The 14,639-nt window shown below is 65.7% G+C and carries 13 protein-coding genes; 6 read left to right on the forward strand and 7 right to left on the reverse strand.

Annotated features, from left to right (window positions below):
• Positions 1-10 precede the first annotated feature (10 nt).
• Positions 11-1,021, reverse strand: coding sequence for a sugar phosphate isomerase/epimerase family protein (locus ACLJEU_RS16250; RefSeq protein ID WP_414660466.1), 1,011 nt, complete (start codon positions 1,019-1,021; stop codon positions 11-13).
• Positions 1,022-1,175: 154 nt separating this feature from the next.
• On the opposite strand from ACLJEU_RS16250, the gene ACLJEU_RS16255 reads away from it, so the two are divergent.
• A complete protein-coding gene (locus ACLJEU_RS16255; protein WP_414660465.1) occupies positions 1,176-1,502 on the forward strand; it encodes a zinc ribbon domain-containing protein YjdM in 327 nt (108 codons plus the stop codon).
• 232 nt (positions 1,503-1,734) lie between these two features.
• Here ACLJEU_RS16255 and ACLJEU_RS16260 read toward each other — a convergent pair whose 3' ends face one another.
• The 4 genes from ACLJEU_RS16260 to ACLJEU_RS16275 form a co-directional block, all read right to left on the reverse strand.
• Positions 1,735-1,863 carry a hypothetical protein gene (locus ACLJEU_RS16260; protein WP_414660464.1) on the reverse strand — a complete coding sequence of 43 codons (129 nt, stop codon included), beginning with the start codon at positions 1,861-1,863 and terminating at the stop codon, positions 1,735-1,737.
• 97 nt (positions 1,864-1,960) lie between these two features.
• Complete coding sequence (locus ACLJEU_RS16265; RefSeq protein ID WP_414660463.1) at positions 1,961-2,950, reverse strand: hypothetical protein; 990 nt, start codon at positions 2,948-2,950, stop codon at positions 1,961-1,963.
• A complete protein-coding gene (locus tag ACLJEU_RS16270) occupies positions 2,950-3,594 on the reverse strand; it encodes a hypothetical protein (protein WP_414660462.1) in 645 nt (214 codons plus the stop codon). The genes ACLJEU_RS16265 and ACLJEU_RS16270 overlap by 1 nt, the downstream gene beginning before the upstream one ends.
• Positions 3,591-4,391 (reverse strand): hypothetical protein, encoded by an 801-nt coding sequence (locus ACLJEU_RS16275; protein WP_414660461.1) that lies wholly within the window; start codon positions 4,389-4,391, stop codon positions 3,591-3,593. Before ACLJEU_RS16275 ends, ACLJEU_RS16270 begins: the two co-directional genes overlap by 4 nt.
• A 253-nt stretch (positions 4,392-4,644) precedes the next feature.
• Between ACLJEU_RS16275 and ACLJEU_RS16280 the strand changes: the two genes are divergently transcribed.
• Positions 4,645-5,856, forward strand: coding sequence for a DUF4440 domain-containing protein (locus ACLJEU_RS16280; protein WP_414660460.1), 1,212 nt, complete (start codon positions 4,645-4,647; stop codon positions 5,854-5,856).
• Positions 5,857-5,967: 111 nt separating this feature from the next.
• On the opposite strand, the gene ACLJEU_RS16285 is transcribed toward ACLJEU_RS16280, so the two are convergent.
• A complete protein-coding gene (locus ACLJEU_RS16285) occupies positions 5,968-6,699 on the reverse strand; it encodes an SGNH/GDSL hydrolase family protein (protein ID WP_414660459.1) in 732 nt (243 codons plus the stop codon).
• Positions 6,700-6,817: 118 nt separating this feature from the next.
• Between ACLJEU_RS16285 and ACLJEU_RS16290 the strand changes: the two genes are divergently transcribed.
• Positions 6,818-7,981: a hypothetical protein gene (locus ACLJEU_RS16290; RefSeq protein WP_414660458.1), complete on the forward strand. Its 1,164-nt coding sequence runs from the start codon at positions 6,818-6,820 to the stop codon at positions 7,979-7,981.
• Positions 7,982-8,240: 259 nt separating this feature from the next.
• Entirely contained in the window at positions 8,241-11,705 is a 3,465-nt protein-coding gene (locus ACLJEU_RS16295) for a hypothetical protein (protein WP_414660457.1), read from the forward strand.
• Between the two features lie 144 nt (positions 11,706-11,849).
• On the opposite strand, the gene ACLJEU_RS16300 is transcribed toward ACLJEU_RS16295, so the two are convergent.
• Positions 11,850-12,305, reverse strand: a complete 456-nt coding sequence (locus ACLJEU_RS16300; RefSeq protein WP_414660456.1) for a hypothetical protein — start codon at positions 12,303-12,305, stop codon at positions 11,850-11,852.
• Positions 12,306-12,544: 239 nt separating this feature from the next.
• Between ACLJEU_RS16300 and ACLJEU_RS16305 the strand changes: the two genes are divergently transcribed.
• Both ACLJEU_RS16305 and ACLJEU_RS16310 read left to right on the forward strand, forming a co-directional pair.
• The gene (locus ACLJEU_RS16305) at positions 12,545-12,964 is read left to right on the forward strand and encodes a YciI family protein (RefSeq protein ID WP_414660455.1); all 420 of its coding nucleotides are present in this window, start codon (positions 12,545-12,547) and stop codon (positions 12,962-12,964) included.
• Between the two features lie 193 nt (positions 12,965-13,157).
• Positions 13,158-14,612: a nitronate monooxygenase gene (locus tag ACLJEU_RS16310; RefSeq protein WP_414660454.1), complete on the forward strand. Its 1,455-nt coding sequence runs from the start codon at positions 13,158-13,160 to the stop codon at positions 14,610-14,612.
• The last annotated feature ends 27 nt before the right edge of the window (positions 14,613-14,639 follow it).

Consider the following 14,639-nt stretch of genomic DNA (forward strand, 5'->3'; position numbering starts at 1 on the left):
AGCGCTCCGTTCAACTCTGCGGCAGGCCCAGCCAGCCGCGCAGCACGCGCGCATCGGCGCGAATCGCCTCCACGATCCGCGCACGCTGCGCAAACGGCACGGGCGCCAGTTTTCCGGCGGCGTCCTTGAAGTGTTCGACATGAATGCAGATCGGCAGCGGACCGCCGTGCGCCGCGATCACCTGATCGACGATCGCCTTTTTCACCCGCCCCTCGCCCAACGGCACCTCGACGGTCTGGTCGCCGTCCCACTTGAAGCTCTTCACGCACAGCGCCACGGTCCGCGGCGCGAGGAGTTGCACGGCATTCGGCCAGGACTGACCCTGCTCCACCATCACGTGACGCGTATCGAAGGCCACGCCGAAGTGTTTCGGATCGATGTCGCCCAGGATGAGATCGAGATCCCACGCCGCACTGCCCGCACTGCGCGCGCCGGCATGGATCTGATAAACGGCTTGAATCCCGACGGCCTTGTTCACCGCGGCAAAGTCCTTCGCCATGCTGTGAAAATCCGCGATCTGCGCCTTGAGCGGCCGGCCGGACGTGTAGCTGAAACCTCGATGCCGGTATTGCGGGATGCCGAGTTGCTTCGCCACGCGGATCGCCTTTTCCCAATGCGGCTCGTCGGGGCGCACGGTGTCGAGCGCCACCCAGAGAATGCGCCGGTTCTTTCGCGCGAGTGCCGCCGCCATCACGGGCAACTCATCCGGCGCTTTCTCCGGCGTGATGTGTCCCTGCTTCCGCAGCGTCAGTTCGAGGTCGAGGCCGATCTCGGCCAGCGTCTGCGCCATCTCGTCCGGCGTGTACTTCAGCGGCCCGCCATTCCCGCCATCGAAGAACCACTTTTCCAATACGCCGATCTCGTACGACGCTTTGGCGGGAGTCGTCACCGCGGTCGCCTTGGGTGCAGCGGCGGCCAACAAGCCCGTCGGCGCGAGACTGGCCGCGGCGGCGAGCGCTCCGGCTCGCGTCAGAAACTCACGGCGATTGAGGGACGGGGCGGAGACAGTCGGGGTCGTCATAGGGGTGGAAACCACGCTGTCGCCGACGCCGCCGGCATCAAGATCAGATCCGGTGCAGCCGGCGCGAACGCGGGGATCAAGCGATGCCACGGTGAACGCTCCCACGACAGCGGGATTGCACCGCCTCGAGCGGCGCGCTCCACTCTTCCCCTCCATGACCAAACCCTCCTGCCCTGCCTGCACGCTCGAAGACGTGCTCAGCCACCCGGATCACTGGGAATGCGCCACCTGCGGCCACGAATGGCCCAAGGAAGCCGCGCCCGAAGCGGCGCGCGTCGTGAAGGATGCCCACGGGAACGCGCTGGTTGACGGCGATACCGTCACGTTAATCAAGGATCTCAAACTGCGCGGCTCATCCGGCGTCCTCAAGCAGGGCACCAAGGTGAAGAACATCCGGATCGTCGACGGCGACCACGAGATCGACTGCAAGATCGAGGGCAGCGCGATGGCGCTTAAAGCCTGCTTCGTGAAGAAGGGCTGAGACGGAATCCTTCAGTTGAAAGGTGAAAGTTGAAGGTTGAAAGCCCCCTATCACCAGCAGCAGCCAACGTTCCTAAAGTGCGGGCAGGGTTCCACCGACTGGTGCGTGACTGAATTCGAACCCAATCGACGGTGGTTGGGACTGCTTCCGGTTCTTTCAACTTTCACCTTTCAACCTTCAACTGCATGAGTCCGTTGGCTGAGGCCAAGCCCCGGCCGCCGGCCGCGGGCGTTTACTTGCCCTTCCCTTTCTTGCCGGAAACGGGATTGGCTTTCTTGAACTTCCGCAACGGATTCTGCTTCTGCTGAAACCGGAGATTGGCTTTCTGATCTTTGATCGTCGGTAGATACTTGGCGCCCATGCACTCAAGGCCGACGACAAGCCGGGAGGCGCGCAACCAGAATCTGGCTCTCGCCGCGACGCGGCGGAAATCGTTCGTTGGCGCGGAACCGGACGCTTCAGGCTCCGACCCTGCCGCCGCCCGGTCCGATCGGTACCTCCTCCGGCTCGCCCTGGTCCGGGCCGGCGTCCGCGTCAAAAATCAACCGGGCCGCTTCGACATAGGCCTGCAGGACGGGCGGCTGATGCTGCAACAGTTCCGCCATGCCCTCCGGCGAGAATGTACCGCGGGCAAAATCACGCCACGCCGCCACCACCAGCAACGCCTCCGGCTCGATCGGCAGTAGCCGCGAGTACAACGCGCGCCAATGGCGTTGACTCGCCTGCGCGATCGCCACGCGTTCGGCGAGCCGACCGGCAAACTCGAGGGTCCATGACACCAGCGCCGGCCGCGTCGCACCGTGCCGGTCTTCCATCATCATCCGGCCCAACCGCAGCGCGAAGCCGAGCGGTAGCTGCAGGACTCCGGTCAGTGCGTGCTCCTTCGTGCGGCCGGCCGCCAACAGGGTGGCGATCGCCCGTTCCACCTCAGCCGCGCTTGCCCGGCGCAACGTCAGATGCCGCAAGGAGACTGCAAGCAGTTTCCCCACCGCCGAGGGAGCCAGCTGCTCGATTTCCACGCCAAGGATGGCCATCGGATCTTCAATCCCGGGCGTCGCCCGACACGCGTCCATCAGGACCGCCTGCCGCAACCAGCTCAAACGACGCGCTCCGGCGTCACGCTGGTCGTCGCTGGCTAGTTCCGCCTGCCGCTGCGCCCACCTGGCCGCGGCCGCGAAAGCACGCCCGGCCTCTCGCGGCGCCGCCGCGCTCAAGTACGCTGCCGCGACTTTGAGATAGTGTGCGCCCACGGGGCTCTTACCGGGCTCCAGCGACCGCACATGTTCCCACGCCTGACCTTCGTCGCCGGGTTCTGCTTCAAACGCGCCGCCCTCCCCCGTTCCTGCGGCCAGCGGCTCCCTGGCGTAGGCCAAGCCTTGATACGCCGTGGCCTGAGCCAGTACCCGGTCGCGATCCAACTGCAGCCACTCGCAAATACGCGTGCTCATCAGGTCAGGGCGTCGCGGATGTTGCACACGTCCTCGGGCCGCACGTAGCAGCTCTGGTTCAACTCCTGCCAGGCCGGCCGTGGCAGGCGCCGGCGGCGGAAATCGGCGAGAGCCGCCGGTCCATTATAACCCTCCGCCTTTTCCAGGTGCGCCGCGGGTATCTGGATCTTGGCGACAATCTCCCCCTCGGGGTGATACGGCTGATAGTCGTGCCACTGGTGCAAATCGCGCGTCTCCTCCGCGAACTCGCGCAGGCCCACCGCCGGACGGCCGAGCACATTGACGTAGCCGAAGTACACCGCGCCGTCCGTGCGGAATCCCTCCGTCGCAAACGCCAGGGCCGTCACGAACGCCGAGAACAGGGTGTTCTGCGCCACGTAGGGATCGCGCTCGACCGTTCCGGCCGTGGTCGAGATGAACGGCGTCAGCAGGCCGAAGGGTTGGCCGGTCGCGGGATCGACTTGATCGTATGAACTCAAATGCAGGCGAAGATTCTCGGGAATGAGCCGGCCGGGCACTTCAGACTCCGGCAGCGGATCGACGGCCCGCCACCAGTTGCACTCGAGGCCACTCCCGTTCAACCGGCGCCGCGCGTCGGCTGCGGTCACGCCGACGATGCCTTTGAGGATGCGTTGAAAGATCATGGCTGCTTGCCCCCGCGCACCATCGCCATCACCCGGCGCATTTCCTCGCTGCGGTCAGTGCCGGGCGTCAGCCAGCGGTAAAACGCCTCGAGCTGCTCCGCGTCCGGCCGGGACACCGGGGCCTTGCCGCGCACGCCGAGCACGCGTTCGATCGCGAGAATGCTCCAGTACTGCCCGAAAGGCTGGTTATCGTCGGTGAAGGTGCAGGCACTCGCCACGAGTGGATTGAACAGCGCGAAATCGGGCCGGGCGTAGGCAAACGCATACGCCATCAGCCGCCATCCGCGATCCGCGTGCGCGAGAAATTCCCGGACGTTCCACGCGGGATCCCGGTGAGCGGCGTCGATCATCTTCGTCACGATTTCCGTCATCCGCTGCGTGCGCGGCTGGCCCGAGGGTAGCTCCGCCCGGACGCGGTTGTAGTCCGCTACGAGCGCGGCCGCCACCTCCTGGCGCACCGGCGCCGGCGCGGCGGCGGGCACAGGCTCGATCGGACGCGTCGACGTTGCCTCCGCCTGAATCACGGCGAACTCCGCGCGTTGCCGCGCACTCTCCGCCGTGCCCTTCGTTTTCTCGACCGCCTCCTTGATGTCCTGCAGCTCCACTTTCAAACCGCCCGGGAGCTCGACGGATTTGATCAGCGGCGCGAGCCAGGGCAGAATCGCGATGACGAAGAGACCGAGCGTCACGGCGTCGACGTCCCATGCCGGATACACCGCCTTGAACACGATCGCCGCCGTGGCCACGACCGTGATGAGGATCTTCAGGACCAGAGGCTGCGAGGCGGGAGGAGTCATGGTGACACTTTCCGGGCGCTGAGGCTCGAGGGGAGAATGGCCGGTGGTCGCCGCTGCGACCGTGATCGGCACCGCAATGAAATCAGTGGGGGAACGGCTGGACGTGGAGACACGCGGGGGTAATCGCGCGGCGTGAAAACGCTGGATCGATCCCGGCCTGGAAACGAGCCGAAAAGCGTCCGCCCGACGGCGAGACGAGCCTCCCGATTGTGCTCGGGTCCGGCGCGCCGGCGGCTCACGATTCCGCCCCGCCATGTCGCCCCGCGTGTTCCCCGGTCTCCAAGTGCCATGCCGGTTCGCCGTCCTTTCGCTGCTGGCCGCCCTGGCCGTCGTCGCCGCGCGCGGGGCCGACGCCGCGGAACCCGAGATCCGCGCGGCTATCGCCGGAATTCGCACCGCCATTCTCGAACGTTCGGCCGCCGGGATCGTGAAAGACAGCACGCCCGACTGGACGTTCACCGGGCCCGACGGGGTCAGTTTCGATCGCGCCGGCTTCATCGCGCGCACCGAGGCCTTGTTTGCCCGGGTCGTCGCCATCGAGTCGCTCGACACCACGGTCGACCGCATCGCTTTTACCGATTCCGCGACGGCGGACGTCACGATCACCCAGACGATGGTGCGCGCGGAGCGTTCGGCGGACACCGCCGTCGTCACGCGCCTGCGACTGCGTTATCGCGAGCAACACGCCTGGGTGCGGACGGAGCAGGGCTGGCGCGTGCGGCAGGTCCGCTTCATCGGCACACCGGAGCGTACCGTTCTCGCCGCCGAGCCGCCGCTCCCGGCGGCTGAACGGGACGCAATGCTCGCGGCGTATCGCACCGAGCTCGCGGCCCTGGAGACGGCGGCGGCGCGATCGCCGCGTGACGTCGCGGTGTATTCGCGCCGCGGAGACCGGCAGCTTTTTCTGGGCAACGCGGCCGCGGCGGTGACCGACTTCGAGAGGATGATCGCGCTCGACCCGACCCAGGAGGCGCCGCACTGGCGGCTCGGGATCGCCTACTATTTCAGTGGAAAGTTTGCCGCGGCCTCGAAGCAGTTTGAAAAGTACCACGCGTACGACGGCGGGGATCGTGAGAACGGGCTTTGGAAGTTTTTCTGCGACGTCGAGGTGGCCGGCGCGGACCGGGCCCGCGCCGCGATGCTCCGCTACACCCGCTTCGACCGGGAGCCGTTTCCCGGACTCTATGCACTCGCAGCCGGATCGACGACCACCGCGGAGTTCTTCGCCGACCTCAAGGCGCGCGAGTTGCTGACAAATCCTCAGGTCATGTTTTTCGCGCACTACTATGCCGGACTCCACGAGGCCCGGCTGGGCCACTCGGACCTGGCGCTCGCGTTGCTACGCGAGGCCGTCGCGAATCGCTGGGCCCGCTCCGCGGAAAACGGTCCGACCTACATGTGGCAGGTCGCGCGCCTGCACTTCGAGGCGCGCGCACGACGGCAACCACCCGAACGTCGCGACTGACGGACGACCCTCCCTCGTTAACCGCGGATTGCACGGATCGCGCGGATGCCAAACCAATCGGCGCAATCTGTGCTTTCCGCGTTTAAAACCAAAAGCACTGCACGATTGCGATCAGCGCGCCGGCGGCAGCACAGGCTTGATCGCAGCCACCACGACGTCTGCCAGTTGCGCGGAGCCTTCGGGCGTGAAGTGCACATTATTGGGCCGCTGGAGTGCCGCCTGCCGCGCGGCCACGAACGCATGCAGGTCGTCAATGGCCACGCCGTTTTCGCGCATAACCCGCACCGCCACCTCGTTGTATCGCCGCTCGTCGTGTTCGATGCGTCCGAGCGAACCGCCCGGCACCGGCGTGGTCGTGGCGTAGATCAGTTTCGCGCCCGTCGCCTTCAAGCGCGCGACGATGGCCCGCAGGTTTTGTTCGTACACGGCGAGCGAAGCGACCTGTTTCCCCTTGTCCGGCGCCGCGAGCGCGCCCTTGTCGTCGAGGTATTTCAGGTCGTGCAGGCCGAAGTTGAAATGGATGACGTGCCACTTGCCGTCACCGATCCACTTGTTCAACGACGCGACGCCACGGGCAGTATCACCGCAGTTCTCCGGCGGCCGGTGCACGTTGGCCAGTCCGGCGAGACGGGTGCGCACCGGCACGGTGTAACCCATGGAAATCGAATCGCCGAGCAGCAGCACGCGGGGCAGGCCGGCCACATCGCTGACGGGGGCAAGCGAGGGATCGGGCGCGCGTTTGGCGGGGGCTTTCTTCGTTGCGGTCGCATCGGCGGCGCCGACGGCAGACAGAACACCGAGGGCAAGCCCGGCACTGAGCAGACAGAAGTGGAGTCGTTTCATGGGGAAGCCGAGTTTCTCGCTGCGTTCGGGGCGCACCGCAAGCCGCGGCATCACGCTCCAATCTTGCGGGCAGCGTGCAACTCGGGAGGATCTTCAGGGTTCTGCACGCAGATCACTCATGCACCTGACACGCCTTCTGCTCGTTCTACTGCTGTGGACCGCGGCGCCCGGACGAGCTTGCACCATCTTCGTCCTCACGGACGAGAACCACACGCTGTTCTGCAACAACGAGGATTGGTTCAACCCGTCGACCCGGCTCTGGTTTGTACCGCGCGGGGCCGATCACCTGGGGTGTGCGTACGTCGGGTTCGACAACGGGTGGGCCCAGGGCGGCTGCAATGAGAAGGGGCTGGCCTTTGATTGGGTCTCGGGTTTCGAGGAGAACTACGAGCCCGCGCTCGGATTGAAAACGGTCCGCGGCAACCCGAGTGAACGCATGCTGGAATCGTGTTCGACGATCGAGGAGGCGATCACGTTTTACCAAACCCACCTGGAGCCCGATTTCCGTCGCTCCCGGATCATAATCGCCGACCGCACCGGCGCATCCGTGATCATTGGCGCGCGCGACGGGAAAATCCATTTCATGCGCCACTCCGGTTCGCGCGGGTTTGGCTGGGCCCGTCGCCAGCTCGACCTGGAGCTGGCGAAATCGCCACCCTCCACCGTGGCCTCAGCGTCCGCGATTCTTCGCGCCTGCGTTCAGCCCGGGGCGGGCGGCACCAAGTATTCCAATGTGTTCGATCTGAAATCAGGCGGGATCGTCCTGTTTCCGGACCCGCGGGCGAACGAGTCCGTGACACTCAATCTCGCCACCGAGCTGGCGAAGGGCGGCCACTACTACGACATGGGACGTATTCGTGAGCAGCTGGGCACCGCGCCGCGTCCGCTGCTCAACGCGATGAAGCGTTTCTTCCTGGATGAATTTCAGCCCGTGGCGGACACCAAGCCCGCAGTGACCGCCCGGGCGCGCCAGCTGATCGAGCACGCTGCCGCGGGCGCCATGCGGGAAACGGATTACGCGCCGCCGTTCTGGCAAAAGGCGATCGGGCCGGCGCAGAAATCAATTCACGCCGATCTCAAGCAGCTCGGCTCCCTGGTTTCCCTCACCTTGGTCGAGAATCGGGCCGAGCCCCCACTCCGCAGTTACCGGTATATCTTCGAGTTCACGCAGGCGCGTCTGCTCGGACGGTACGAATTCGATGCGGACGACAAGGTGACGCTCTTCCAGTCCGAAGCCGTCGAGTTCAGAGCTGCGCCCCCATCGCGTTCGACCAACAAGTGACCGGGCGACCGCGGCGGCAGAGCAATCTGTCATCCTACGTCCGTCCTGGGGTTACCCTGGGTTATCCTGGCGCTTTTTATCCCCGCAGCTCCGAGATGCGGTGCAGGCAGGGTGCCCCGTGCGCGCCTGCGCTTCTGTGCGAGTGGAGCCAAAATTATCTCGGCCAACCGCTCTTCAGCTATGACAGTCGGCACCGTCAGTTTTAAAAATCCCCGCCCGCAGCGTTTACGGCAACGCGTTCATTACCCCCACCCGCCCCATGACCGCCTCAATCCCCACCTCCGACAGATCAACCGCCCGTGTCCGTTCGTGGCCGACCCTGCTCCTCATGCTGGGCCTCGTCACCTCTCCCGGCAGCGCCCAGGTCGCGCCCGTGACTCCGGCGGTGACCTCCGCCGCCGACCCGAAGCAGGATGCGATCGTGCTCAGTCCGTTTTCCGTCAACGCCAGCTCCGACACCGGCTACGCCGCCACGAGCACCCTGGGCGGCACGCGCCTCAAGAGCGAACTGCGCGACGTGGCGTCGCAAATCGATGTGATGACGTCCGAGTTCCTCGACGACATCGGCGCACTCACGCTCGACGAGGCGTTGCGCTACTCGATGAACATCGAGTCGAACGACGAGAACTTTTCGCCGGGCACGGACCCCAACACCAACAGCGTTTTCTCCTCCGCCTATGGCAGTCGCACCCGCGGCCTCAGTCGCTCGAACAACACACACGATTTTTTCGAGACGAACGTTCCCCTGGATACCTATAATACCGGCAAGCGCTTCACCCTCGTCTCCGGTTCCAACGCGATCCTGTTCGGCGCCGGGTTCGCGGGCGGCACCAATGACGTCGCCTTCGACCGGCCGGACCTGAGAAAATTCTCCGGCAATACCACGATCCGGGCCGACTCGAACGGCAGCCTGCGTGCGTCGTTGAATCTAAGCCAACCGCTCATCCGCAACGTGCTCGGCTTGCGGGTGGCCGGCCTTCGTGCTGACGAGCGCGACTACCGCGAAGGCGTCGGTTCGAAGACGGACCGGTTCTTCGCGTCCCTGCTGCTCCAACCAATCAAGCGACTCGCGGTGCGCGGGTGGCTCGAGAAATACGAGTCGCGGCAGCGCAACGCCGCGAACACGCTCGTGGCCGATCGCGTGAGTCCGTGGCTCGCGACCTCGACGCGCCCCACCTTCAACAACGCCGGCCTCACGCCCACGAGCACGGCGGCCCAATTCACGACGGCGTTCAACGCCCAGGGAGCTGACCTCGCGCGCTCCGCCGAGCGATTCAACAATGTCGCATCCGCCGGCACCGTCGTCTTCAACGTCGATGGCACGCAGCCGACCTCGATCCGCAACTGGACCAACACCGTCACGTCGAGTCGTCCGTTGGACGGCACCCAGGACCCGAGCATCGTCGATCCCTCCATTTATCCGCTCGATCGCAGCGTGGTTGGAAACGCCATGCAACGGCGCTGGCGCAGCAGCATCCACGGCTTTGTCTTCGAGGTGAATCCGTGGCGCGACATCTACATCGAGGGCGGCTACAACCGCGAGGTCTTCGACACCCGCTCCCTGAGCTTTCTCTCCGGCAACAACACCGATCTCCGGGTCGATCTGAACCGGTTTCTCCCCGATGGCGCCACCCCCAATCCGAATCTCGGCCGTTACTACGTCGAGGACGACATCACCGGGAGCATGTGGCGCAACCATCGCTCGGAACAGCGACTGCAGGTCGCCTTTGCCCAGGATCTGGAAAAGCGTGGAGGTTTCTGGCGCTGGCTGGGTTCTCACCAGGGTGCCGTCATGTACACCGGCGGCGTGAACATGCGCGTGCAGCAGAACAACAACAACACCCGCATCATCTCCGACAACACCTTCGATGGGATCACTTATCCGGCCGGGACCAACGCCGCCAACGACGCGGTGCGCAACACCCGCCGACTCCGGACCCGCTTCTACCTCGACACGCCGCAGAACAACAGCGGAAGGGGTCAGTTTGAACTGCAGGCCCCGTTCAATCTCTGGGACTCCGAGACGCGCGTGATCGGCAAGGACTCCGTCGGTCGCGATGTCGTCGTCAACTCCGGCATGAGCAACCCGTACGGCGCGCAGGTCGCAACTTCGAATGGCAAGAAGAAGGAAGACGCCCTGCAGTGGGGCCTCCAGAGCAGTTTCCTCCAGGGCCGCCTGAACCTCACCATCGGCGAGCGCTTTTCGGACGCCTCCTTCGCACCGTGGGTCGGCCAGGGCGGCGCCACCAGCCGGCTGCCGCGCCGCTACAACGCCGCGACCGGCAAGTATGAGGAGCCCGTCCGCAACGGGGCCGCGATCGTCTTTCCCAGCAACGGGCAAGCCGTCGGCAACGCGGGGTTCGAACCCTGGGATGCAATGCTGAGCCGCGGCGGCGAGTTCGACTCCCTCGAGGCGCCGACCGAGTACAGCGTCACGTCGAGGATGAAGGGCGTCGTGCTTCATCCGCTGGGCCGCAATGCGATTCCGAGCCTCCACTACACCGAATCGTCCTCGGCGTTCGTCGCGGACTTCACGCGCAAGTCGCCGAACGGAGCCGAGGCGCAGCTCGACGACGGCACGACGCGCGAGTACGGGCTCTCACTCCGGTTCCTCGAGAACAAGCTCGTGCTGCGCGTCAACGCCTACGAGTCCATCTACCTCGGCGTCTCAGGCGGCGCGATCACCGTGCCCAATCCCACGGCCGCCGGCGGCAATTCCGGCATGGATCGGGCCGACATTCGCTGGACCGCGATCCACATCGAGAAATCCGTGCAGAACTACAACCTGGTGAAGTCAGGCGGCCGCTACGAATCCGCGGCGACGGGTGCGCCCGTGCTGGGCGGTACCAACACCGGCATCGATGCCGCGAGCCCGATTCGCTACCTGCAGGAGGATGTCCTCAGTTGGCCCAGCGAAGGCGCCGCGGGCACGGCCTTCTCGCTCAAATACAACAACTCGTCGGACCGCATTGCGAAGGGCCTCGAGTACCGGCTCATCGCGAATCCCACGCGCGGTTGGAGCGTGAGCGCGAGCCTCGCCAAGAACAACACGCGCAGCGCCCGCATCGCCGCCGACTGGTTCGGCGTGATCGGCTACCGCCTGAAAGACTGGCTCGCGGCGGCCAACGATACAGCCGCCCCGCAGCGCGCCGGCGGCACCGGACCGACGCAGCTGCACTTCAATGCCGGCACCAATGCCAACGAAACGCTGCTCGCCTACATGCGCAGCGCCGCGCTCGGCTGGGCCTTCCTGCGCGAGAGCGAAGGTCAGGCCAACAACCAGGAAGTCGAGTGGCGCGGCAATCTTACCAGTTCGTATCGCATCCAAAGTGGGCCGCTGAAGGGCGTTCGCTTCGGCGGCAGCGCGCGCTATCGGGGCGATCGCATCCTTGGATACCGCGACAAGACGATCAACGTCGCCGACCTCGCCAACGATCCGATTCTGGGTGTCCCGGGACTTTTCCCGGCCGGGTCCAGCATCACCCTTGCCGATGTCGCCAAGCCGATCATGGGCGGCGCCACAGTGAATACCGACGCAGTGCTCGGCTACTCGATGGCGCTCTTCAACAAGCGGGTCCGCTGGAACGTGTCGCTCAATGTCCGCAATCTCCTCGATGACGACAAGCTGATCGCACAGAGCGGACTCTCCTCCAACGGCGCGCCCGTGGTCTTCCAGTACCCCGAGCCGCGCGTGTTTCTGCTGACGAACAGTTTTGATTTCTGAGGCGGCGCTCCGCGCCGCCTCATGCCGCCTTGATGAAGGGAGTCCTCCGCGTCTCCGCAGAGTGACCGCGTCCGCACCTGTGCTCGCATCGTCCCAGCGGCCGCTCCAGTTCCCTCTCCCTCTCATGCGGAATAACCAGACCGACTACGGTGTGACCTTCTCGCGGAAGTTCGCCAACTCCTGGAACTCCTTCATTTTCGCTTCTGCGGCCTCGGTTTGGCGCAGCGTCCGGCTTTGGTTGAGCCGCAGAAACGTCCAACCTTCGCCGGGAGACCACCAGCTGCCGAGTTGCAGGGGACCGACGCTGGAGATTTTTCCTCCGTTCACCGGCGTGAACCGTTCCTCCTGTCGATCCTGTTCGGCGCGCTCGAGCGTTTCCGTGACGGCACGCAGGAGCTTCGAATCTGAAACCACCACCGGCTTCATCAGGACCGCCGGGGCGACCGACTCTTTCGGCTCCGTCGACGGCTGCGGCAGCGGTGAAGGCGGCAACGACTCCTTAATCCTAGCCTGGAGCTTCTGCCGCACCGTAAGGGCGTTTTCGTCGGCTCCGCGGCTCACCACCGAGGCGAGCATGGAAATCAGCAGGAGCATCCTCATGGGGTGGTTGTCCTGCGACTGCCGCACGACGGCGGAGTTCCTCCACCTGCGGTCCGGGAAATCCGAGCGAGCCGAGGTCGGGCACGGTTCGCCGGCAAACCATCCTGCGCCACGGGCCGCGGTGTTTCAGGGTCGACGCCTCGAGCCCGGGTGACTTGATCGCTGCAACCCCGCCGGTGAAGCCCACTCCGAACCACCGGCCGTCCAAGCCATCCCGATACGGTGAACATCTCCTGCCCATGACCACGGCCCGACTCCTCGCCTGCCTGCTCGCGCTCGTCTCGCTTTCCACCGTCGCGGGGTCGGCTGCAGACAACACGCCCGCGCCAGCGCCTTCGTCGGCGCCGCAGCCGCCCACGAAGCATTTCCTCATCGTGCTGCGGCTGGTGCCACGACTCCACGACGAGAAGAGCTGGACCGACGCCGACAAGTCCGCTGTTGGCCAGCATTTCAAGCGCCTGCAGGCCGCCGTCGCCACCGGGCAAGTGGTGCTCGCAGGTCGGACCGAGGAACCCTTGGCAAAGACCTTCGGCCTCGTCGTGTTTTCAGCCGCGGACGAAGCGGCGGCGCGGGAGTTCATGCTGGGCGATCCGTGCGTCGCGCAGGGCGTGATGACCGGCACGCTGCATCCGTACGGTCTCGCGTTGCGCGCGAAGTGACCAAGGTCGACGCGCGAAAAGGCGGTAGAGTCAGCGTCTGACCAGCGCAGACCTGTTCCCGCATAATTTGCTGCGGACATAAGTTCCCGACGCGCCGCTCGGCCGCCGCCGCGGCCTAATACAATTCCCGGGGCGCGCATGGTACTTTCTTTGCCCGTAAGTCGGTCCCACGATCGGGGCCAGCGCATTATTCATGGTACATCCGGTCATCATCCAAGGCGGCATGGGCGTCGCCGTTTCCAATTGGCGGCTCGCTCGCGCCGTGTCGCAACTCGGCGAGCTGGGCGTGATCTCGGGCACGCTCCTCGCGGTTATCCTGGCCCGCCGGCTGGCAGACGGCGACCCGCACGGAGATGTTCGCCGGGCGCTTTCTCACCTGCCCGTGCTAGGGGTGGCTGAGCGGATCCTAGGACGGTATTTCATTCCCGGCGGCAAAGCCCCGGACGCGGCGTATGCGGCGGTGCCGATGCCGACGCTCGATCCGAACCCGTTCCTGACCGAACTGACGATCGCGGCGAACTTCGTCGAAGTGTTTCTCGCGAAGGAAGGTCATTCCGGGCGGATCGGGATCAATCTCCTCGAGAAAGTCCAACTCGCCACCCTTCCCTCGCTCCTCGGCGCGATGCTGGCGGGCGTCGACTATGTGCTGATGGGCGCGGGCATTCCGCGCGGGATTCCCGGCGTGCTCGATCGCTTTGCGGCGGGAGAAGCGGCGGAGTTGAAGATCGACGTCGACGGTGCCCGGCCCGGCGAAGAGTTCATTCTTCGGCTCGATCCGCAGAACCACGGACTGACGCCCGGACGCGCACTCCACCGGCCGCATTTTATCGCGATCGTGTCCTCGGCCACCCTCGCGCTGACCCTCGCGAAGAAATCGAACGGGCGCGTCGATGGTTTCATCGTCGAGGGCGACACTGCCGGCGGCCATAACGCGCCGCCGCGGGGCCCGTTGCAGCTGACGGACCAGGGCGAACCCTTGTATGGCCCGCGCGACATTCCTGATCTCGAAAAAATCCGCGCGATCGGTCTGCCCTTCTGGCTGGCGGGAGCGCAGGCCCGGCCGGAGAAACTCGCCGAGGCCCGCGCGATCGGCGCCAACGGGATTCAGGTCGGCACGGCGTTCGCATTTTGTCGCGAGTCCGGCATGACGGACCGGGTGAAGGCCGACGTGATCAACGCGAGCCGGCGCGGCACCGTCCGCGTCTTCACCGATCCTGCGGCCTCGCCCACCGGCTTTCCGTTCAAGGTCGTGCAACTGCCCGGCACGCTGGCAGAGACGGACTGTTTTGCCGCCCGCGACCGCATCTGCGACCTCGGGTATCTGCGCCAGCCCTACCGCAAGGACGACGGCAGCGTCGGCTACCGTTGCGCCGCCGAGCCCGTGGCCGACTTCGAGCGCAAAGGCGGCAACGCGCTTGAAACCGTCGGCCGCAAATGCCTCTGCAACGGCCTCGCCGCCACAGTCGGATACGGCCAGGTGCGCCACGGCACACCCGAACCCGTCTTGGTGACCGCCGGCAACGAAGTGACGGACGTGGCGCGTTTTGTCTCCGATGCGAGCGATCAGTATGCGGCGGAAGACGTCGTGCGCTACCTGCGCGGCCCCGGGAGCGCAGGCGTCCCGCCTGCCTCGTCTCGAACCTCCTGAGTTGCAGGCCGGAGGCCTGCGCTCCCG

It is taken from the genome of Terrisphaera buseokensis (assembly GCF_047521145.2).
Classification (GTDB): Bacteria; Verrucomicrobiota; Verrucomicrobiia; order Opitutales; family Opitutaceae; genus ER46.